The 19033-nt window shown below is 50.3% G+C and carries 19 protein-coding genes; 12 read left to right on the top strand and 7 right to left on the bottom strand.

The window, feature by feature from the left end; all coding sequences use genetic code 11:
* The first annotated feature begins 163 nt into the window (after positions 1–163).
* From INT19_RS06480 to INT19_RS06460, 5 genes are all read left to right on the top strand, one after another.
* A complete protein-coding gene (locus INT19_RS06480) occupies positions 164–634 on the top strand; it encodes an FxsA family protein (protein ID WP_038484793.1) in 471 nt (156 codons plus the stop codon).
* 230 nt (positions 635–864) lie between these two features.
* A complete protein-coding gene (locus tag INT19_RS06475) occupies positions 865–1158 on the top strand; it encodes a co-chaperone GroES (protein ID WP_038484796.1) in 294 nt (97 codons plus the stop codon).
* A 58-nt stretch (positions 1159–1216) separates the two neighbouring features.
* The gene (gene groL, locus INT19_RS06470; protein WP_030072731.1) at positions 1217–2860 is read left to right on the top strand and encodes a chaperonin GroEL; all 1644 of its coding nucleotides are present in this window, start codon (positions 1217–1219) and stop codon (positions 2858–2860) included.
* Between the two features lie 1032 nt (positions 2861–3892).
* Positions 3893–5584, top strand: coding sequence for a group II intron reverse transcriptase/maturase (gene ltrA, locus INT19_RS06465; RefSeq protein WP_050801113.1), 1692 nt, complete (start codon positions 3893–3895; stop codon positions 5582–5584).
* A 238-nt stretch (positions 5585–5822) separates the two neighbouring features.
* Positions 5823–6557: an RNA methyltransferase gene (locus tag INT19_RS06460; RefSeq protein ID WP_193060173.1), complete on the top strand. Its 735-nt coding sequence runs from the start codon at positions 5823–5825 to the stop codon at positions 6555–6557.
* Between the two features lie 75 nt (positions 6558–6632).
* On the opposite strand, the gene INT19_RS06455 is transcribed toward INT19_RS06460, so the two are convergent.
* The 3 genes from INT19_RS06455 to INT19_RS06445 all read right to left on the bottom strand — a co-directional run bounded on the left by INT19_RS06455 (position 6633) and on the right by INT19_RS06445 (position 10826).
* A complete protein-coding gene (locus INT19_RS06455; protein WP_089038480.1) occupies positions 6633–7979 on the bottom strand; it encodes a Na+/H+ antiporter family protein in 1347 nt (448 codons plus the stop codon).
* 169 nt (positions 7980–8148) lie between these two features.
* Complete coding sequence (locus INT19_RS06450; RefSeq protein WP_193060172.1) at positions 8149–9396, bottom strand: acetate/propionate family kinase; 1248 nt, start codon at positions 9394–9396, stop codon at positions 8149–8151.
* A gap of 2 nt (positions 9397–9398) precedes the next feature.
* The gene (locus INT19_RS06445; RefSeq protein ID WP_193060171.1) at positions 9399–10826 is read right to left on the bottom strand and encodes a bifunctional enoyl-CoA hydratase/phosphate acetyltransferase; all 1428 of its coding nucleotides are present in this window, start codon (positions 10824–10826) and stop codon (positions 9399–9401) included.
* Between the two features lie 432 nt (positions 10827–11258).
* Here INT19_RS06445 and INT19_RS06440 point away from each other — a divergent pair, with 432 nt between their 5' ends.
* From INT19_RS06440 to mntR, 7 genes are all read left to right on the top strand, one after another.
* Complete coding sequence (locus INT19_RS06440) at positions 11259–12467, top strand: MFS transporter (protein WP_193060170.1); 1209 nt, start codon at positions 11259–11261, stop codon at positions 12465–12467.
* Positions 12464–12595, top strand: a complete 132-nt coding sequence (locus INT19_RS19605; protein ID WP_264298857.1) for a hypothetical protein — start codon at positions 12464–12466, stop codon at positions 12593–12595. The genes INT19_RS06440 and INT19_RS19605 overlap by 4 nt, the downstream gene beginning before the upstream one ends.
* A gap of 134 nt (positions 12596–12729) precedes the next feature.
* Positions 12730–13494, top strand: a complete 765-nt coding sequence (locus INT19_RS06435; RefSeq protein ID WP_193060169.1) for a DUF1538 domain-containing protein — start codon at positions 12730–12732, stop codon at positions 13492–13494.
* Positions 13494–14309 (top strand): Na,Li,K/H(+) antiporter subunit UmpB, encoded by an 816-nt coding sequence (gene umpB / locus INT19_RS06430; RefSeq protein WP_193060168.1) that lies wholly within the window; start codon positions 13494–13496, stop codon positions 14307–14309. Before INT19_RS06435 ends, umpB begins: the two co-directional genes overlap by 1 nt.
* Positions 14299–14652: a P-II family nitrogen regulator gene (locus tag INT19_RS06425; protein ID WP_083004922.1), complete on the top strand. Its 354-nt coding sequence runs from the start codon at positions 14299–14301 to the stop codon at positions 14650–14652. The genes umpB and INT19_RS06425 overlap by 11 nt, the downstream gene beginning before the upstream one ends.
* Positions 14653–14662: 10 nt before the next feature.
* Positions 14663–15079 (top strand): CBS domain-containing protein, encoded by a 417-nt coding sequence (locus INT19_RS06420; protein ID WP_226912782.1) that lies wholly within the window; start codon positions 14663–14665, stop codon positions 15077–15079.
* Positions 15080–15359: 280 nt separating this feature from the next.
* Positions 15360–15836 carry a manganese-binding transcriptional regulator MntR gene (gene mntR, locus INT19_RS06415; RefSeq protein ID WP_089038486.1) on the top strand — a complete coding sequence of 159 codons (477 nt, stop codon included), beginning with the start codon at positions 15360–15362 and terminating at the stop codon, positions 15834–15836.
* 14 nt (positions 15837–15850) lie between these two features.
* On the opposite strand, the gene INT19_RS06410 is transcribed toward mntR, so the two are convergent.
* The 4 genes from INT19_RS06410 to INT19_RS06395 form a co-directional block, all read right to left on the bottom strand.
* Positions 15851–16567, bottom strand: coding sequence for an RES family NAD+ phosphorylase (locus INT19_RS06410; RefSeq protein ID WP_193060167.1), 717 nt, complete (start codon positions 16565–16567; stop codon positions 15851–15853).
* A complete protein-coding gene (locus INT19_RS06405; protein ID WP_226916807.1) occupies positions 16561–16983 on the bottom strand; it encodes an MbcA/ParS/Xre antitoxin family protein in 423 nt (140 codons plus the stop codon). The genes INT19_RS06410 and INT19_RS06405 overlap by 7 nt, the downstream gene beginning before the upstream one ends.
* 329 nt (positions 16984–17312) lie before the next feature.
* Positions 17313–18254, bottom strand: a complete 942-nt coding sequence (locus INT19_RS06400; RefSeq protein WP_193060166.1) for a glycosyltransferase — start codon at positions 18252–18254, stop codon at positions 17313–17315.
* A 79-nt stretch (positions 18255–18333) separates the two neighbouring features.
* Positions 18334–19002 (bottom strand): CDP-glycerol glycerophosphotransferase family protein, encoded by a 669-nt coding sequence (locus INT19_RS06395; RefSeq protein WP_193060165.1) that lies wholly within the window; start codon positions 19000–19002, stop codon positions 18334–18336.
* Between the last annotated feature and the right edge of the window lie 31 nt (positions 19003–19033).

The following is a 19033-nucleotide window of genomic DNA, read 5'->3' as shown; positions in this document are numbered from 1 at the left end:
CTCGCCTCGTAAAATGGCGCTATTGTGCATCGCAGCATAGAAGTTATTGAGCGAAATATCGAGCATTAGAACACATACGTAAGCAAGCTAACCGAACGTTGGCTGCTTGTTTTCGCGAATTCTGCCACCATATTGACGAATTACGTTTGTTATGGAGTCTGTCATGCCCATTCTTCTTTTTATATCGCTGTTTACGTTAGTTGATTTTGTACTACTGTTTTCGATCGGTAGCCAAATTGGTTTATTAACCACTCTGCTTCTCGTACTGGGCACTGGTTTCATTGGACTACATCTAATTCGCAAAGAGGGTGTTTCCACTCTGGCGCGCGCGCGACAGCGCATGCAAGTGGGCGAAATTCCCTCTCAAGAACTGTTTACCGGGGCCGCTCTGATTTTCGGAGGCGCCCTACTTTTGGCCCCAGGCTTTCTCTCTGACGCGCTAGGCATCGCCTGCCTGCTGCCTAACGCTCGACAGTTAATATTTAAAGCCCTCACCTGGCTAGGCTTAAAAAGCACTGCTGACCAACAGCAGCAAGCAAGCTACGAACAGGCCCAGACATCACGCTCAAGCAGTCAAGAAGGGCCGATTGAAGGTGAATTCATTAGCCGCGATGAAACAGCAAGGCGGCGCTGAAGGCTCATCGAAGAAGAATGCCAAAAAACCACATTTTTTTATCACTTACCCCTTGAAAGGCTACGAGCAGCCCCCACTTTTGAGTCAGCACACAAGTTCGGCGGATGCACTAGCTTTCGCCATTAACATGAAGGTGACTTACCTTCACTTTTCGCGGGCAAGAGGCCCACGAAAATCTCATTTAGCTAACTGCCCTTATGGGCTTTGACGATACTCAGGAGAACGTGAGCATGAATATCCGTCCTTTGCACGATCGCGTCGTTGTTCGTCGCGTGGAAGAAGAGCAGAAAACCGCTGGCGGCATCGTGCTTCCGGGCAACGCCCAGGAAAAACCCACTCGCGGTGAAATCCTGGCGGTTGGTAATGGTCGCATTCTCGACAACGGTGACGTTCGCCCGTTGGACGTTAAAGTTGGCGACTCGGTGATTTTCAAAGACGGTTTCGGCGTTGAGAAACAGAAAATCAACGGCGAAGAAGTTCTGATCATGAGCGAAGCCGATATCTTGGCAGTCGTCGAAGGCTAAATCTCGCCTCGACTACTTACTTTTCCTTTTAAATTTCAATGTTTAGGAAATAACGAACATGGCAGCTAAGCAAGTAAAGTTCTCCGATGATGCCCGCAAACGCATGGCTCGTGGCGTTGACGTTCTGGCCAACGCAGTAAAAGTTACCCTCGGTCCGAAAGGCCGTAACGTGGTACTGGACAAGTCCTTCGGCGCACCGACCGTTACTAAAGATGGTGTATCGGTTGCTAAAGAGATCGAACTGAAAGACAAGTTCGAGAACATGGGCGCTCAGATGGTTAAGGAAGTTGCTTCCAAAACGTCTGACGCTGCAGGCGACGGTACCACTACGGCAACGGTTCTGGCTCAAGCAATTGTCGCAGAAGGCTTGAAAGGCGTTACTGCGGGCATGAACCCGATGGATCTTAAGCGCGGTATCGACCAAGCGGTTAGCGCGGCTGTTAAAGAGATTCAGGCAATGTCTGTTCCTTGCACCGACACCAAGTCGATTGCTCAGGTAGGCACAATCTCCGCTAACGGCGACAAGCGCATTGGAGAGATCATCGCTGAAGCGATGGAAAAAGTCGGTAAAGAAGGCGTCATCACCGTTGATGAAGGCCGTGGCTTCGAAGACGAGCTGGAAGTCGTTGAAGGTATGCAGTTTGATCGCGGCTACCTCTCGCCCTACTTCGTTACCAACCAAGACACCATGGCTGTCGAGCTGGAAGACCCTTACATCCTGCTCGTAGACAAGAAAATCTCCAACATCCGCGAATTACTGCCGGTGCTGGAAGCGGTTGCTAAGCAAGGTAAACCACTCGCGATTATCGCTGAAGATATCGAAGGCGAAGCGCTGGCAACGCTGGTTGTGAACAATATGCGCGGCATCGTTAAAGTTGCTGCAGCTAAAGCACCTGGCTTCGGCGACCGTCGCAAAGCGATGCTGCAGGATATCGCTATCCTGACTAACGGCACCGTGATTTCTGAGGAAGTTGGCCTGACGCTTGAGCAAGCGAACCTGGATCACCTGGGTACCGCTAAGCGCATGACGATGTCTAAAGAAAACACCACCATCATCGATGGCGCTGGTGTAGAAAATGACATCGAAGCACGCGTTAACCAGATCCGTGCGCAAATCGAAGAAACCTCTTCTGATTACGACAAAGAGAAGCTGCAAGAGCGCGTTGCCAAGCTGGCAGGCGGTGTTGCTGTTATTCGCGTCGGTGCGGCTACCGAAGTAGAAATGAAAGAGAAGAAAGCTCGTGTTGAAGATGCGCTGCACTCAACCCGCGCTGCAGTAGAAGAAGGCGTTGTACCTGGTGGCGGTACTGCACTGGTTCGCGTCATGGCTAAAGTACAAGGCCTGACTGGCGACAACGAAGACCAGAACCACGGTATCAACATGGCGCTGCGCGCTATGCAGTCTCCGCTGCGTCAGATTGTTACCAACGCCGGTGAAGAAGCCGCTGTTGTTATCAACCGCGTGAAAGATGGTGAAGGCAACTTCGGCTATAACGCGCAAACGGGTGAGTACGGCGACCTGTTCGAAATGGGTGTTCTGGACCCGGCTAAAGTAACCCGTACTGCACTGCAGTCCGCTGGTTCTGTCGCTGGTCTGATGATCACCACTGAGTGCATGATCGCTGACGACCCTGAAGAGAAAGACGCTGCTCCAGACATGGGTGGCATGGGCGGAATGGGTGGCATGGGCGGCATGATGTAGTGCGACGAGAGTCGTATAGGTAGCTTGCCTAGCGGTCTACAGACGAAGTGGTCACTAACATAACGTTAGTGACCACAACCGCGCAAGAAGCATTTTTAATAAACCCGATATTCGGGCTGTCTCAGTCCGGATATCGGGTATTACCTTAGGGTAAATACCCCTTTTCCGGTATGAGTCTGCTCGTACCTTTCGCTTTGGCGATATTCGTACACGCTGAAACATTTCCATTTTTGGGAACGTGATGTAGCGGGGATATTCGTGTCTATTATTTGACTAAGCTGCCTATCCGGTGCGAAGCCGTGTTCTGGATGGTTCCATGTATCTAAACCGTATGTAGCGGTAACGATATAAGCGGAACCTGCTGTGTAGCCAGCAGTAGCCTAGGGGCAGTGCGTCGCCGGTAACGGTGAGGTGCCAAGCGTCCTGACAATGTACTCCCCCTCTTGGGGTTCAATGCGGCCGTGAGGTCCATTGAAGATCCCGCTAGTAGCATGCGGGTGAGAGGCTAGGCTGGATCATATGACCAACGTAAGTGAACTGCTAACAAGCACCGTCAGCCGCAAGGAGCGTAAGCTACTGACACGCTCTGACCAAAAGGTATTGGGTCGGTTATCCCTCTTACATCTGGGGATACGTTACCAACAGACCTACGGTGTACTGGCAGGGTCTAAGTGATCCGTGTCCATGATGCGGAACTCGGAAACCCCGTACTATTGCCCTACCGGGCAGGCAAGCCGTGAGGCGAGCTGTTAATGGTGCGGGTTTAGGAGGCTGGAAAAAGCGAATGCCGCCCTGTAATGGGGCGGATAAGAGGTTAAACGTTCCTCTACCGGAAACGGGGCCTACGTCCAGCTGGTCTTTAATCGCGTGATAGCGCTCTAAAGCGCTCAATCATGCTGATATTACGAAGAGATAGCCGAGCAAGTTAGCGGCCTTATCTCACCCCTGCGGGAGCACATACACTCCCGCAAGGGATCAATGTATCTGTTCTCCGAAGGGCGTCTTATCGGCATTCATTCGGAGGACAGCAAGATGAGTACTGGTTTTAAACAAGTACCTGCGTTCTCCCACCCGCCTGACAGCTGGCACACCATTAACTGGTCTGCCGTCGACAGAAAGGTGAGAGGGCTACAAGTGCGGATCGCGAAGGCGACTCGGGATCAACGTTGGCGCAAGGTGAAAGCTTTGCAACGACTGCTGACCCACTCGCTGGCGGCCAGAGCATCGGCCGTCAGACGTGTTACTGAAAACCGGGGCAAGAAAACGCCCGGTGTTGATGGTGAATTGTGGAGCACTCCACAAGCCAAGTGGTTAGCGTTAGGCAGGCTAAAAAGTAAGGGCTACCGCCCTGCTCCATTACGCCGTGTCTATATTCCCAAACCGGACGGTTCACGCCGCCCACTAGGGATACCGACGATGCGGGATCGGGCCATGCAAGCACTCTATTTGCTGGCGCTCGAACCGGTATCGGAAACGGTGGCTGACCGCAACAGCTATGGTTTTCGTCCATGGCGCTCAACGGCCGATGCGATAGAGCAATGCTTTGTCAATTTGAGCCGTAAGCATTCTGCTGAATGGGTGCTGGAAGGCGATATCAAGGGGTGCTTTGACAATATCAGTCACGACTGGCTGCTGGCTAATGTCCCGATGGACAAGCAAGTGCTCAAGAAGTGGCTGAAAGCGGGATTCATGGAGTCTCACCGTCTGTATCCGACAGAGGCAGGAACGCCCCAGGGCGGGATCATCTCTCCGGTATTAGCCAACCTGGCGCTTGATGGGCTTGAAAAGGTGTTGGAATCCCATTTCGGGAAGAAAAATACCAAAGCAAGCTACAAGACCAAGGTGAACTATGTGCGTTATGCCGACGACTTCATCATTACTGGCATCTCGAAAGAGCTGTTGGAAAATGAAGTACTGCCTGTCGTTTCTGCCTTTATGGCAGAACGTGGGCTTACGTTGTCAGCCAGCAAGACCGTGGTGACGCACATCGCAGAAGGTTTTGATTTTCTCGGGCAGAACCTGCGGAAGTACAACGGCAAGCTGTTGATTAAGCCCAGCCGTAAGAACCTGCAACGACACCTAAAGAAGATCAAGGACATCGTCAGACGCAACTGCATGTCACGACAGGATGTGTTGATTCACCAACTCAACCCGGTACTGCTGGGATGGGCGAATTATCACCGTCACGTCGTGGCCAAGGAAACGTTTGGCTATGTGGACTACCGTGTTTGGAAGCTATTATGGCGTTGGAGTTGTCGACGACACAGTAATCGCCAAAAGCGCTGGGTGAAGAAGAAATATTTTCATTCGGTGAAAAGCGAGAACTGGATTTTCCAAAGTACCTTAATGCCCGGTAAGCCCGTACGGTTGCAGAGCAGCAAGGACATCCCGATTGTGCGACATACCAAGATCAGGGCGGAAGCAAACCCTTATGACCCTAGAGACGAGCAGTATTTCGAGAGCAGGCTGGAGCGCTCTTGGGAAGCGTCAACGAAAGGTCGTAAGAAACTGCAAACGCTATGGAAGCGGCAAGGTAAGCGCTGCCCAATGTGCCGTGGCTTAATCACTTGGGAAACCAAGTGGAACATTCACCACGTGGTGGAACGGCATAAGGGTGGCGGTGACGAGCTGAGTAACTTGGTGTTGTTGCACCCTAACTGTCATCGTCAGTGGCATTCGCAACAGGAGAAAAGGTCACCGGTCTCTCATCTGGGAGGCTTATAAAGGCTTGAGCCGTATGCGGGGAAACTCGCACGTACGGTTCTTAGGGGGCGGCGGTGCAGTAATGCACTGCTGCTACCCGACATGCAACCCTGAGCCCTATCGCTCTGACGTTTAACGTCGCTAAGAACCCCGCCATGGCGGGGTTCTTTTATTTGGTAATGTACCCCCCATCGCTAACGATCGTTAAAATCATGCTACCATCAGCGCCTTTATCCGGCAGCTGTAGGTCTTCATTACCGTGCTCTCCAATATTCGCATCGTACTAGTGCAAACCTTCCACCCAGGCAACATTGGCGCTACCGCTCGCGCGATGAAAACCATGGGCTTATCCGAGCTCTTATTGGTTAATCCGCGCGCATTCCCAGATGACGAAGCAACTCGCATGGCAGCAGGTGCAACAGATGTGCTTGAAAATGCCCGTTGTGTAAGCAGCCTTGAAGAAGCGGTTAGTGATTGCGTACAGGTGGTGGGTGCGAGTGCAAGGCTCCGCAGCCTACCGCTGCCGCATTTCGATGAACCTGATGACATGGCGCAACAGGTGATTGAGAACGCCGCACAAGCGCCGGTTGCACTGGTATTCGGGCGTGAGCGCTCAGGTCTCACCAACGACGAAATACGTTGCTGCACACACCAAGTCAGCATACCTGCCAACCCTGAATACGGTATTTTAAATCTATCACAGGCCGTGCAGATTTTAGCCTATGAAGTACACCGTGCTTGGCGGAAGCGCGATGATAGTCACTTCATGTACCAACGGCCACTTGAAGCCACGCCGCCCAGCCGCGAGCAGTTTGTGCACTTCCAGGAGCATCTTGGACGCCTGATGCAGCAAAGTGGCTTTCTTACCCAGCCCCATGCCCGCACTGAAGAACAGCTTCAGGCGCTGTTCTCCCGCTCTCAGCCTAGCCGCAAGGAGCTCTCCTTACTCCGCGGCCTGCTCAGCGCTTTCGAGACGCACCTACCTGGGCAATAATCATGGTTTTAGTATAAAAAAGGGCAGCTCATGGCTGCCCTTCTTAGTCTGCTTGTTGGTTTGCGCGAAAAAAACTTAAAGCGACATCGCTGCCAACCACCCAAAAGCAATCAGCGGTATATTGTAGTGCAGGAAGGTAGGCACCACGCTGTCCCACATATGATCATGCTGTCCATCAACATTTAGACCTGAAGTTGGCCCCAGCGTGGAATCAGACGCTGGCGAGCCAGCATCGCCCAGTGCAGCCGCGGTACCAACCAGCACAACCGTCGCCATTGGCGAGAAACCGAACTGCACCGCCAGCGGTACAAAAATCGCTGCGATAATGGGAATGGTTGAAAACGATGAGCCAATCCCCAGGGTAATAAACAAGCCTACCAGCAGCATAACAAACGCCGCTAATCCGCGGTTATCACCAAACAGTTCAAACGCACCTGTCACTAACGACTCGATATCCCCTGTCGCCTTCATTACTTCTGCAAAGCCAGCCGCTGAAATCATGATGAAACCGATCAACGCCATCATGCGCATACCGCTGGTAAATAGATCGTCTGCTTCACGCCACTTAAAAATGCCGCCCAGCGAAAGCAGACCAATCCCCACTAGCCCACCAATAATCATAGAGCCGGTATATAGCTGTAAACCTAACGCAGCCACAATAGCCACGCCCGACATCACCAGCCCAAACGTATGAGGTTTTGCAGGCGAGTGACCTTGGTGGGCATTAGTCGCCACTAGATCTTTATTAGTATATTCACGCTGCCCACGGTAGCTGAAAAACAGTGCTACGAGTAAGCCAATGGCCATTCCTCCTACCGGAATAGCCATTGCCATGGGCACCATGCCCCGGGTAATTTCCAAACCCAGTGACTCGCCAGCGCTATTTAAATTTGCCAGCAGAATATCATTCAAAAAGATCGCGCCAAATCCTACAGGTAGCAGCATATACGGAGCGGTTAACCCAAAGGTAAGCGCACACGCCACCGCGCGGCGGTCAAGCTGGAGGCGATTCATTACCACCAACAACGGCGGAATCAGCACCGGGATAAACGCTATATGCACCGGAATGGCGTTTTGTGATGAGATAGCCACCAAGAGCACTGCGACGAGCAAAAACACCTTTACCCGCGCCTGATGTGCCGCAGTCGCTTCTTTTCCCAACATTGTAATCAGGCGATTGGCCAGCATATCTGGAAGCCCTGAACGGGAAATAGCCACCGCAAAGGCCCCAAGCGTGGCATAAGCAAGGGCTACTTGCGCGCCTCCACCAACACCATCATTGAATGCACTGAGCGTTTCATCCAGTGAAAGACCGCCAACCAAGCCCCCAACCAGCGCGCCTACAACCAGTGCAAACACCACGGATACCCGAGCAAGCGAAAGCGCCACCATGACTAGCACAGCAAGAATTACCGCGTTCATTAAGATTCCCAGTTAGATAAGTGAGTGAGCTTACAAAAACTGGGGATTCTATCAGATCAGTGGTTTCTCGGTAGCGGTAATGACAGTAGTCATCACCACAACAATGACAACACTCAACCCTCTTTACGGTCAGTGGCTCAACTAATCTCCCTGGCATCAGGTGGCTGAATTAAAATGCTGCTTGATCCGCCCTATTGAGAAGCGCTAGGCAATCACTGGCGATTACTCGCTCTTCATCGGTTGGAATGACCCAAACGCCCACACGGCTACTCGCTGAAGAGATGCAACAGGCATCACGCTTATTGGCTTTTTCATCAAGTTGCATGCCCAACCACTCACACTGCGCCACAATACGTGCACGCACCGGTGCTGCATGCTCACCAATACCGGCGGTGAATATCAATTGATCAAGCCCGCCCAGCGCGCCAGCTAAACTGGCGATTTCCCGCGCGGCGCGATAGCAGTAAAGCTCAACAGCCTCTTCGGCTTCCGGGGCATCACTTGCAAGCAACTCGCGCATATCGCTACTTATTCCAGAGACACCGAGCAGCCCTGAACGCTTGTATAAAAGCGCTGATACGTCCTCAATACTCATTTTTTCATCACTAATTAAGTAAAGCACTACGCCTGGATCCAAGGCACCAGAGCGAGTCCCCATCGGCAATCCATCAAGCGCAGTAAACCCCATGCTGGAAGCCACACTAATGCCATCACGAATAGCACACATACTGGCACCATTACCCAAATGCGCCACCACCACCCGTGAACGGGGTGCATCATCCGGCAATACATTAGGTAGCGTGCGCTGAATATAATCGTAGGAAAGGCCATGGAAGCCATAACGTATCAACCCCTTGGCCGTCCATTCCCGCGGCAAAGCAAACTGCCGAGCCACCCAGGGCTGATGAGCATGAAACGCGGTATCGAAACATGCGATCTGCGGTACGTCTGGCAGACGCGCCATCAGTAGTTTGATAGGCGCAAGTCCATGGGGCTGATGCAACGGCGCTAAGCTTGAAAATTTTTCCAACTCGATCACGTCGTTAGCGCTTAATCTAGTCGCTTCACAGTAGGTTTGGCCGCCATGAACAACGCGATGCCCAATGGCAACCAGGGTACTTTTATCCTCACGCTGCTCAAGCCATGCCATCAACTTTGTGATGGCCTCTTCATGGTTTATTGCCGGGGTTAGGCCCAGCGCCTCCAGAGTTTGCAAACTATAGCGATGCGGGGGCTGTCCAGGTTCGCGATGCGCTAACGACACGCGACATTGCGACGTTGCCAAGCCCGAAAAATGGCCGCTGTAGGCGACCGTCAACGCCTCCTGAATTCCACCGGCAGCGTCTTCATCAGTGATATGATAAAGCGCAAACTTGACGCTGGAAGAACCACTATTCAGCACCAGTATTTCCTGCATGGTTATGCTCCTGAAGGGTTACTGAGTAGGCTCCGACGCTGATAGTCAGCGAGTAGTAACGCTAATGCACTGGATGCCATGCGCGTCAATGCATCATCCGCGCGGCTTGTCAGCATGATCGGCACCCTAGCGCCGACGACAACGCCCGCCCCCGTGGCATCCGCCAGGTGAGTCAGTTGCTTCATCAACATATTGGCCGCTTCAAGATCTGGCGCGAGTAGGATGTCGGCACGCCCTGCCACTGGCGAAATGATGCCTTTAGTTCTTGCCGCCGCTTCTGAGACGGCATTATCGAAAGCCAGCGGACCATCCAAGGTGCCACCGCTAATCTGGCCGCGCTCAGCCATCTTACACAGGGCCGCCGCATCAATCGTAGACGTGATTTTGGGGTTGACGGTCTCGACAGCAGAAAGGATCGCCACACGGGGATTGTCGTTACCCAATGAGTGAGCTAACTCGATCGCGTTTTGAACAATATCGCGCTTCTCAGCTAGCTTAGGATAGATATTGATTGCCGCATCCGTAATCAACAATGGTCGCGGGTAGGTTGGCACATCAAAGGCCATCACATGACTTAGGCACCGCTCGGTACGCAACCCTGTGTCACGCTTAAGCACTTCATGTAAAAGCTCATCGGTGTGCAGCGCGCCTTTCATCAACGCACCTACGTGGCCTTGACGTGCTAATGCCACCGCTTGTTCAGCAGCCGCGTGGCTGTGGGGAACATCCACCAGTTCGAATGCACTGATATCCACCTCGGCTTTTTCGGCGGCGAGTTGTATTTTCCCTTTGGGCCCAACCAGCACAGGAATAATTAAACCTTGCGCCGCTGATTCAACCGCTCCACAAATAGCACTTTGGTCTACCGGATGAACAACGGCAGTGGGCATTGGCTCCGGATGATCGGCAGCAGTTAAAATCTCATGCAACCTGCCACGCTCGGTTAAACGCACTTTGGGCAGCAACGCGCGAGGCCGTTGGATTTTTTTAATCGGTGCCAATACGCTAGCGTCACCTTCAATAACCGTATCACCGCGTTGATTTTCGCAACGGCAGGCAAAGGTGATCCTATGATGCTGATCGTCTTTTTCAATAGCCCGCACGGAGACCCGCAGAACATCCCCCAGCCTTACGGGGGCCTTAAACTGCAACGACTGGGTAAGATAGACCGTGCCCGGCCCAGGCAGCTGCGTTCCCAGCACAGTGGATATCAGCGCGCCGCCCCACATGCCATGAGCAATGACTTCCTGAAAACGGCTGCTCTTAGCAAAGTCGCTGTCGACGTGTGAAGGATTAATGTCACCTGACATCACAGCAAACAGTTTGATGTCCTCCATGGTCAGGCGTTTTTCTAGGTGGGCTTCATCACCGACCGTTATTTCGTCATAGGTGCGATTTTCAATTAGATCATTAGCGTCATTGGCCGACATCGAGTGACTCCTTTAAACCACGTCCTTAAACTAGGAAACTTCCTTAATCACCCATACGTTAGAAGCGAATATGGTGACCTGCATCTACATAGTGGGTTAAACCCGTCAGTGACGCTCCAGCATCAGAGGCGAGATAAACGACGGCATTGCCGACAGATTAAGAAGTTCGTCGGTATCATCCACACTTAGCTGCCCTAACTTAAGCATTTTTTATGTCGTTTAAGCGTCACTAACAGATACGAATCATTTGTGACACAAGCTTACGACTTTAGTCAAAGCACACTTGTTGCTTTGCAACATACTACCTAGTATGCCGCCCTCAACTTATTACCGACACTGCTAATTCGTCCGACAGTTGATAGCTTCTAAAAAAATCTGACCCGTGAGATAGTTAGTTAACGCGTTAACAAACTACAGAACAAGGGACGTAAAATGGCATTGACGCGACATCGCACACTACTCCTTATCATGCTAGCAAGCGTGGTTATTTCCACTGCTATGGGGCTTCGCCATGGTTTTGGGCTTTTCCTTGAGCCGATGAGCAGCGATTTCGGCTGGGGGCGCGGCGTGTTTGCCTTTGCCCTTGCAGTTCAAAACCTAATTTGGGGGCTCTCTCAGCCTTTCACCGGTGCGCTGGCTGACCGTTTTGGAGCGGCGAGAATTATTGTCGTAGGAGCCATTTTGTATGTGACGGGGCTGTGCTTTATGAGCCTTTCCACCAGCGCATTAGGCATGACTCTAAGCGCTGGATTCCTCATTGGTTTAGGCCTATCCGGCACTACATTTTCAGTAATTTTGGGCGCAGTGGGACGCGCAGTACCCCCCGAAAAACGCAGTATGGCGATGGGCATTGTCAGTGCCGCTGGCTCTTTTGGACAATTCGCGATGTTACCCGGCACACTGGGGCTAATTGAGTGGCTTGGCTGGTCAGCAGCTCTTCTAGCGATGGGCGCCATTGCCGCGCTGATGATTCCCCTGGGGGCGATGTTAAAAGACCGCCCAAGCCCCAGCGCACTGGGCGACTTAAGCTTACGCGACGCGCTCAATGAGGCGGTCGGCCAGAAAGGCTTTTGGCTACTGTGCCTCGGCTTTTTCGTCTGCGGCTTCCAAGTTGTATTTATTGCTGTCCATCTACCTGGGTATTTATTCGATAACGGTCTGGCTATTCAGGTGGGCACCACGGTGTTGGCACTGGTTGGTTTGTTCAACATTGTGGGTACCTACACGGCAGGATGGATGGGAGGAATTTGGTCAAAACCGCGCCTACTTAGCTGGCTATACTTAATTCGCGGCGCGATAATTGCCGCTTTTGTCATATTGCCACTGACCTCTACCAGTGCTTATTTATTTGGTATCGCCATGGGCCTACTATGGCTCTCAACCGTGCCGTTAACCAACGGCATTGTGGCGTCTGTATTTGGTGTTCGCCATTTATCCATGCTGGGCGGCATTGTATTCTTATTTCACCAGCTAGGATCATTTATGGGTGTCTGGCTTGGCGGATATCTTTATGATCTCACTGGCCATTATGACACTGTCTGGAAGATTGCCATTGTGCTCTCACTGGTCGCCGCTGGTCTGCACTGGTTTATTAGCGAAAAACCACTGACACGAAACATCACTCCTCAGGTGGCCTCATGAAACCACTAACAGCGTTTGCACTGTTGATAGCATTAGCAATGCTACTGCTGGGCGGAGTGGTGCTAGCCTGGTGGGGCTGGCACTCTTTAGATGGCTCGCTGCTGCTATTTGGCAGCAGGCTTTGCTGAGAAGCCCCAAATCCTGAGCTGAGTCACGCTGGTCACTATTTTTTTACTTTACACTCGCCGCTTAAAGGCACGCTTACTAGACACCTGCCAATTCATAACAACCATTTATAAGCCCCGGTGAAAATAAACGCTCAATGAATATCGTTACCTCGCTAGCACACCAGCTTAAAGACAGCCTTAGAGACCTATTACCTGTTGTCCTGGTTATGGGCTTTTTTCAGATTGTCGTCATACGCCAGCCGCTACCCGATTCACTCGCCCTTTTAGATCTAGTGCTAGGGCTCGTGTTTGTCGTAATGGGACTGACTTTATTTATCAAAGGCCTCGAACTAGGACTTTTCCCACTAGGCGAAAATCTAGCACGCGCTTTTGTGCAAAAGGGATCGGTATTTTGGCTGCTGCTATTTGCGTTTGCGCTTGGTTTTGGTTCAACCGTTGCTGAGCCGGCACTTATTGCCGTCGCTGCCCGCGCAGGCGAAGTGGTCTCAGAAAGTGGCTTAATTGCGAATACTAGCGATGCCCAGGCTTCTTTCGCTTTTACCCTTCGTATGGTGGTGGCCGTTTCTGTTGGCACTGCAGTCGTTGTCGGTGTATTGAGAATTTTCAAAGGCTGGCCTCTACACCTGATGATTATTGGCGGCTATATCATTGTCTTATTGCTGACACTGGTGGCTCCTAGCGAGTTAATCGGTATTGCTTATGATTCCGGCGGTGTTACCACGTCAACAATTACTGTTCCGCTCGTTACGGCGCTAGGCGTGGGGCTCGCATCGACGATTAAAGGACGAAACCCAATGCTGGATGGCTTTGGCCTTATTGCTTTTGCATCAGTCATGCCCATCATTTTCGTGCTGCTATTCGGCATTTTTGGCCTCAATTTAGTCGCAGGGAGCTCTTGATGAATTTAATCACTACCTTTTGGGACACTCTGCGAGACATTTTGCCCATTGCTGCCATTATTTTTGGCTTTCAGTACATTGTAATTCGCAAACCCATTAAGCGCTTACCGCAAGTATTGGCTGGCTTTTTCATGGTGTGGGTTGGACTGTCGCTATTTCTTGTGGGCCTTGAGCAAGCGCTCTTCCCCATGGGGGAATTAATGGCCACCCAGCTAACTAATTATGATTTTTTGCCTGCTGTTGCAGAGGGAGCTCAACGACACTGGAGTGATTATTACTGGGTATATATATTTGCTTTCGCGATTGGTGCGAGCACGACCATTGCCGAGCCATCGCTTATTGCTGTCTCAATTAAGGCTGGCGAAATTTCAGGCGGAACCATAGACCCATTTATGCTGCGTCTTGCTGTGGCGTTAGGTATGGCATTCGGTATCACTCTTGGTGTATGGCGTATTGTGATGGGTTGGCCACTCCAATGGTTTGTTTTTGCTGCTTACTGTTTAGTGATTATTCAAACCCTGCGCTCACCTAAATCGATAATTCCCCTTGCTTTTGATTCCGGCGGCGTTACAACCTCGACCATTACCGTGCCCATTATTGCAGCACTAGGATTGGGCCTGGCGTCATCAATACCCGGCCGAAGCGCTCTGATGGACGGTTTCGGCATGATTGCTCTCGCCTGCTTGTTTCCCATTATTACGGTGATGGGATATGCACAGATTGCTCAGTGGAAAGATAAACGCAAGCAAACCACTGATAGCCTCTCTTACAGCCAAGCTCCGTCGTCTACTAAAGGAGATAAAAATGCGCTTTAAACTGATTGTAGCGTTAGTTGAGGATGAACTAAGCGACGATATTCTTCAGGCCGCTCGCGATGCCGGCGCTACCGGGGCAACGGTAATCAATAACGCTCGCGGTGAAGGTCTCAAAAAAGCACGGGGTATTTTCGGCATGGAAATTACCGCCCAACGAGATGTGCTGCTTTTTTTAGCTGAAGAGCACATCAGCCGACATATTCTCCAAGCCATCGCTGACGTTGGCGAGTTTGACGAAACATCCGGCACAGGTATTGCGTTTCAGATCGATGTAGAAGATGCCCTAGGCGTAACGCATCAAATCAAATCTCTTTCAGAAACGCTAAATCAGCCCTTAGGCTAAGGAACTTAAAATGTCGAACGTCAAAGCCAATATGACAGAGCGCACAGTAAAAGATGTCATGCATTCTCGCTATGTGACGGCAGATGGATTATTAACGGTTGCGGATGGTATTACCTTAATGCGCCAACACAAAGCCAGCGTTATCATCATCAATCGGCGTACTGAGCTCGACGAGTTAGGCATCGTATTACCCTCTGATATCGCTAAGAAAGTCCTCGCACCTAACCGCCCTGCCGAACGTATCAATCTGTATGAAATTATGAGCAAACCTGTTGTTAGCATTCGCACCGAGATGAACGTCCGCTACTGCGCTCGGCTTTTTGATCAATTTGGCCTATCACTCGCGCCCGTTATTGATGCAAACCAACAAGTATTAGGCATCGTTGATTACCACCAAATGGTACTAGGATGGCTGACTAACTCTTGATGTGGCCAATCCCACGATGACACCATAAACGTATTAATACGCCGTGCCTGGGTGGAAACAACAGAGTCAGGAAAAAGCAGCAAGACGCTACTAGCACAATGATTAGCCAACCATACTGCTTGGCCATTATTTCTTTCTCCTGTGCTAGGATCCCAATAAGTACAGCTGTAGCTCAACAAAAAAGCTTTATGCAAACAGTTTAGCCATGGCTAACAATTATCTAAAAAAATGCGCTACCATCACTAATTAACGTTTCCACTAACCTTGATAAATTTTGCCAATGAGTGAATACCAACAGCAACACTCTCCTACCGCATACGGCCAAGATGGAGATGCGCTACCGCCAGTGGAACAGCATGCGCAGCAGTATGAGACGGTGCGTAATGCCCACGAAACGGAACTGATCGAAGATTATGTCGAGTTAATTGGCGACTTATTACGCCACCGTGGAGAAGCGCGCGCAGCCGATATCGCTACTCGAATGGCCGTTAGCCAAGCGACCGTCTCTAAAATGATTCGCCGCCTGAATGAGCTGGGCCTAGTGACAAGCAAGCCCTATCGCTCGCTCTTCTTGACCGAAGAAGGCCAAAAAATGGCCGAAATTTCCCGGACGCGTCACGATGTAGTGCTGCATTTCTTGCGTGCCCTTGGGGTCGATGACAGTACAGCGCGTATTGATGCAGAGGGCATGGAGCATCATGTTAGTGATAAAACACTCACGATCATGCAGCGCTTCACCGAGCAACAGCGAACATAATTACGCTACTGAATTCACTTGATGGGTACAGCTGAGAGGCGATTCACTTGGGCTATTCGCCCGTTCCAGATCATCTCAATATGAGTGGTCTGGATAATATCCAGGATGAACTGCGGCGTCATTAACGCCCAGCAAGTGGCTCCTGGTTGCCGAACAGAATGGTAACGCAAACCGGTACGTTGCTCTTTGCGAAGCTCTCTGCCTAACGTGCGCGCTGCTCGATAATCGTCGGCATCATAAATGGCATGGGATGGCTGAAGCGCCAAGCCATCACGACAGGCTTTTTCATTAAATAGGCACTTAAGCCCACGGAAGATAAACCGTTCAAAATGTAACGATGGTACGTTTTTCCAATAGATTTCCTGATGGTGCCTCACTTCACTGATTGCCGTTGGTTGTGCATCCGCAATGTAAAGCACACCAAAGCTGCCGTCGCTAAAGCGAGAACCCTCCGGATTAACGTGGGTAAAAGGTGCTGTCGCATAAGAGCATCCTCGGATACCAAAGGGAATCTGGTTGTGAGGAATGAGTCCCAAATCACCAGCCTCGTTACGCAGCCTTGGGTTCGTCAGCGCCTGCAGGGCATAAAGCGCTTCAAACTCATCGAGGCTCGCAACATCGTCAAACAGCCCAATGGGAGGAAATTTACTGTTGACTAAGCGATACCCCACTACCTCTTTCGATTGACAAAGGGGCAGCGAACCTTCGCTTATTCCCGCCGAATCTACCACTGAGCACCTCGCAAGCTATCAATACGCTTGAAGGTTTCATAAAGTGCTGCGAAATCTCCAGTACCGATCACTTCAAGCGGCGTACGCCCGTTAAAGTAAGGATTGTGATTTGCCATAGAGACGAACCCGTAAACATTATCAGGGTTTTCAAACAGCATTCGCAGTGCCGCATGAATATTGAGCAAATAACTGATTCGTGCCAATTGATCACTGTCTAACTTGATCTCAGCTAAATCTCCCCGCCGCGCGCGGGCATAGCTGCTGTGGGAGACGCGTAGAATAGATTCGCCCTGCTCACCTGTCGCCCGCCATTTATCCAAAATACGCACAGCGGCTTTCAAACCAGCCGCAGCGGCGGCCTTGTCCTGAATAACATTGCTGGCTGTTTGCATAAGCACCTCGTACCCTGTCTGCATCCACCTATCCATAGATACTAAATCAAAAGATTTGTGTCTGCAAAGACTGTGCCTGTCAATACCGTATCTACAAATACAACTTGATTCATAAGACTATCCACCTCAAAGCGTAGCCTTAGACTTATCAGGCACCTACGGATGAAGACGATAGTCTGCTGCTCTCTAAAAAAACATTAAGTAAAAAAAATGCCTCGCCGAATATTTTCTTAATATTCGGCGAGGCATTTATAAAAACAATACTCGACTACCGCTTATCTATTACCATCCACTATTCACCAATCACCAATCACCAATCACCAATCACCAATCACCAATCACATAACTTCAAGCTAAGATCTTTCTGGCTTAGCCAGGCCGAGGAGTAACGCCAACCTGTACGTTGCTGAATAAGATTTAAAATAATAACACAACAGATAAGCTAAAAATCTCTCTGAAAAAGTCAACTCTTTTTCTAAAAACAACTTTAGCGCTTTTATTGGGGGGAAATAGCCTTTAGCTAAAATTATAATGAAACTCCTCTTCGAATTCTTTTTCATTTTATTCAACTGTCCTCCCATCACTCGCCTTCGTTTTTTAAGAATATCCTTTACATTTGAGCGTGCTGGATGGTTAACAATAACCTCCTGGGCGTATTCAACAGGAATCCCTTTTTCGCTCGCACGCACTCCCCATTCATTGTCACCACCAGACATGAGGTTATCGTTAAAATATCCAACTATTTCAAAGTTTTTTGACCACGTCATCATATTAGCAGTCACCGCTCCTCCCCGCTGAGCATAGCGTTCTTGATCAAATCCAAAGGCCTTTTCATAAATTTCAACAAGCGTCAGTTTTTCAGATTTGAAGAAAAGCTCTACTTTACCAGCAACGCGTTCTGCACCTTTATCGAGTCGATTAATAGCTGTCTCCAGCCAATAAGGATCTGGGATACAATCAGAATCAGTAAACGCAACTATTTCACCTCGAGAAATCTTTAATGCGGCATTTCTTGCTGCATATGAGCCTGGTTTCGCTTCTTTGATCATGGTGAAGTTGTTGGGTAAGTAAAAGTCCGCTGGCGGAGAATCATCAGAGGCATTATTGACAATAATGACTTCAAAATTGTCTTGAGCAATCGACTGGTTCTCTAATGCAACAACACACTTTTTTAGACGTGACCAGTCATAATACGTCGGTATAATCACAGAAACCCTTGGAAAACCAACTCGAGCGCCAACATTGGCATCGTCACTTACCTGCCTGCTTTTTATACCTTTTTCATAAAATGACATGTCGCATCCCCATAAAATCATTGAGAAGCTGGCTTTATTCTCTATTCAAACTACGTACTCATTTTGTAGTTACATTCATTCAGGCATGGCTGGTTACTTCGAGGCGACAGCTGTTACGCAGATGAGAGGTGACGCGTTCACACTCTCTGCCATCGTTCATAGCGGCATGGCGAGCTACAAAAGTTGCTAAGCGCTGGTGATGGACCTTTTTAGTCAAGGAGTCCCAGGCTTCAGGTAAATGCTCCCAAGATTCGATTACCGGACCTGGCGCATCAGCAAGATAATCTCCATAAACTCCTACATCGAGGTTGAGATAATCATCCAGGTCAGGTGCCATCAAAATGATGGGGCGATTCAAACAAGCATAGTCGAACATCAAACTCGAGTAGTCCGTGATAAGTACATCCACGGCCGGAAATAAAGCATTTACATCTGGAAATATACTGACAGGCGCTTCACGAATACTCGCATTCCCCTCCATTAACGCTTGTACACCGCTCATTTTCAACGAGGTGTGCCCGCGGATGAGTAATAGTACTCGATGCTTTTCAAGCCATGGTAGTAATGCTTCTAGGCGTTCTCCTTGAGACACATCAAGCCCCCCTTTGCCTTGCATTCTAAGGGTCGGGGCATATAGCACCACCTTGTCGTACGCCAATATATCGATGCCAGCCTGTTGCAATAATGTTGACGCATTTTCTTGGAAAGCATTCCAGCGAGGATAGCCAAGGGCAGTGTAAGCGTTCATCCTACGACGTAGTTGACCTACTTCACGTCAC

Source organism: Halomonas sp. 3A7M (assembly GCF_014897875.1).
Taxonomy (GTDB): domain Bacteria; phylum Pseudomonadota; class Gammaproteobacteria; order Pseudomonadales; family Halomonadaceae; genus Vreelandella.
This window is presented reverse-complemented; position numbering and strand designations above follow the sequence as displayed.

Bases quoted from the DNA above. Each gene is read 5' to 3' on its own strand.
- INT19_RS06475 (WP_038484796.1), top strand. From the start codon at position 865: ATGAATATCCGTCCTTTGCACGATCGCGTCGTTGTTCGTCGCGTGGAA.
- INT19_RS06440 (WP_193060170.1), top strand. From the start codon at position 11,259: ATGGCATTGACGCGACATCGCACACTACTCCTTATCATGCTAGCAAGC.
- ltrA (WP_050801113.1), top strand. From the start codon at position 3,893: ATGAGTACTGGTTTTAAACAAGTACCTGCGTTCTCCCACCCGCCTGAC.
- INT19_RS06400 (WP_193060166.1), bottom strand. From the start codon at position 18,254: ATGTCATTTTATGAAAAAGGTATAAAAAGCAGGCAGGTAAGTGACGAT.
- mntR (WP_089038486.1), top strand. From the start codon at position 15,360: ATGAGTGAATACCAACAGCAACACTCTCCTACCGCATACGGCCAAGAT.
- INT19_RS19605 (WP_264298857.1), top strand. From the start codon at position 12,464: ATGAAACCACTAACAGCGTTTGCACTGTTGATAGCATTAGCAATGCTA.
- INT19_RS06480 (WP_038484793.1), top strand. From the start codon at position 164: ATGCCCATTCTTCTTTTTATATCGCTGTTTACGTTAGTTGATTTTGTA.
- umpB (WP_193060168.1), top strand. From the start codon at position 13,494: ATGAATTTAATCACTACCTTTTGGGACACTCTGCGAGACATTTTGCCC.
- INT19_RS06455 (WP_089038480.1), bottom strand. From the start codon at position 7,979: ATGAACGCGGTAATTCTTGCTGTGCTAGTCATGGTGGCGCTTTCGCTT.
- groL (WP_030072731.1), top strand. From the start codon at position 1,217: ATGGCAGCTAAGCAAGTAAAGTTCTCCGATGATGCCCGCAAACGCATG.
- INT19_RS06435 (WP_193060169.1), top strand. From the start codon at position 12,730: ATGAATATCGTTACCTCGCTAGCACACCAGCTTAAAGACAGCCTTAGA.
- INT19_RS06405 (WP_226916807.1), bottom strand. From the start codon at position 16,983: ATGCAGACAGGGTACGAGGTGCTTATGCAAACAGCCAGCAATGTTATT.
- INT19_RS06420 (WP_226912782.1), top strand. From the start codon at position 14,663: ATGTCGAACGTCAAAGCCAATATGACAGAGCGCACAGTAAAAGATGTC.
- INT19_RS06445 (WP_193060171.1), bottom strand. From the start codon at position 10,826: ATGTCGGCCAATGACGCTAATGATCTAATTGAAAATCGCACCTATGAC.
- INT19_RS06395 (WP_193060165.1), bottom strand. From the start codon at position 19,002: ATGAACGCTTACACTGCCCTTGGCTATCCTCGCTGGAATGCTTTCCAA.
- INT19_RS06450 (WP_193060172.1), bottom strand. From the start codon at position 9,396: ATGCAGGAAATACTGGTGCTGAATAGTGGTTCTTCCAGCGTCAAGTTT.
- INT19_RS06425 (WP_083004922.1), top strand. From the start codon at position 14,299: ATGCGCTTTAAACTGATTGTAGCGTTAGTTGAGGATGAACTAAGCGAC.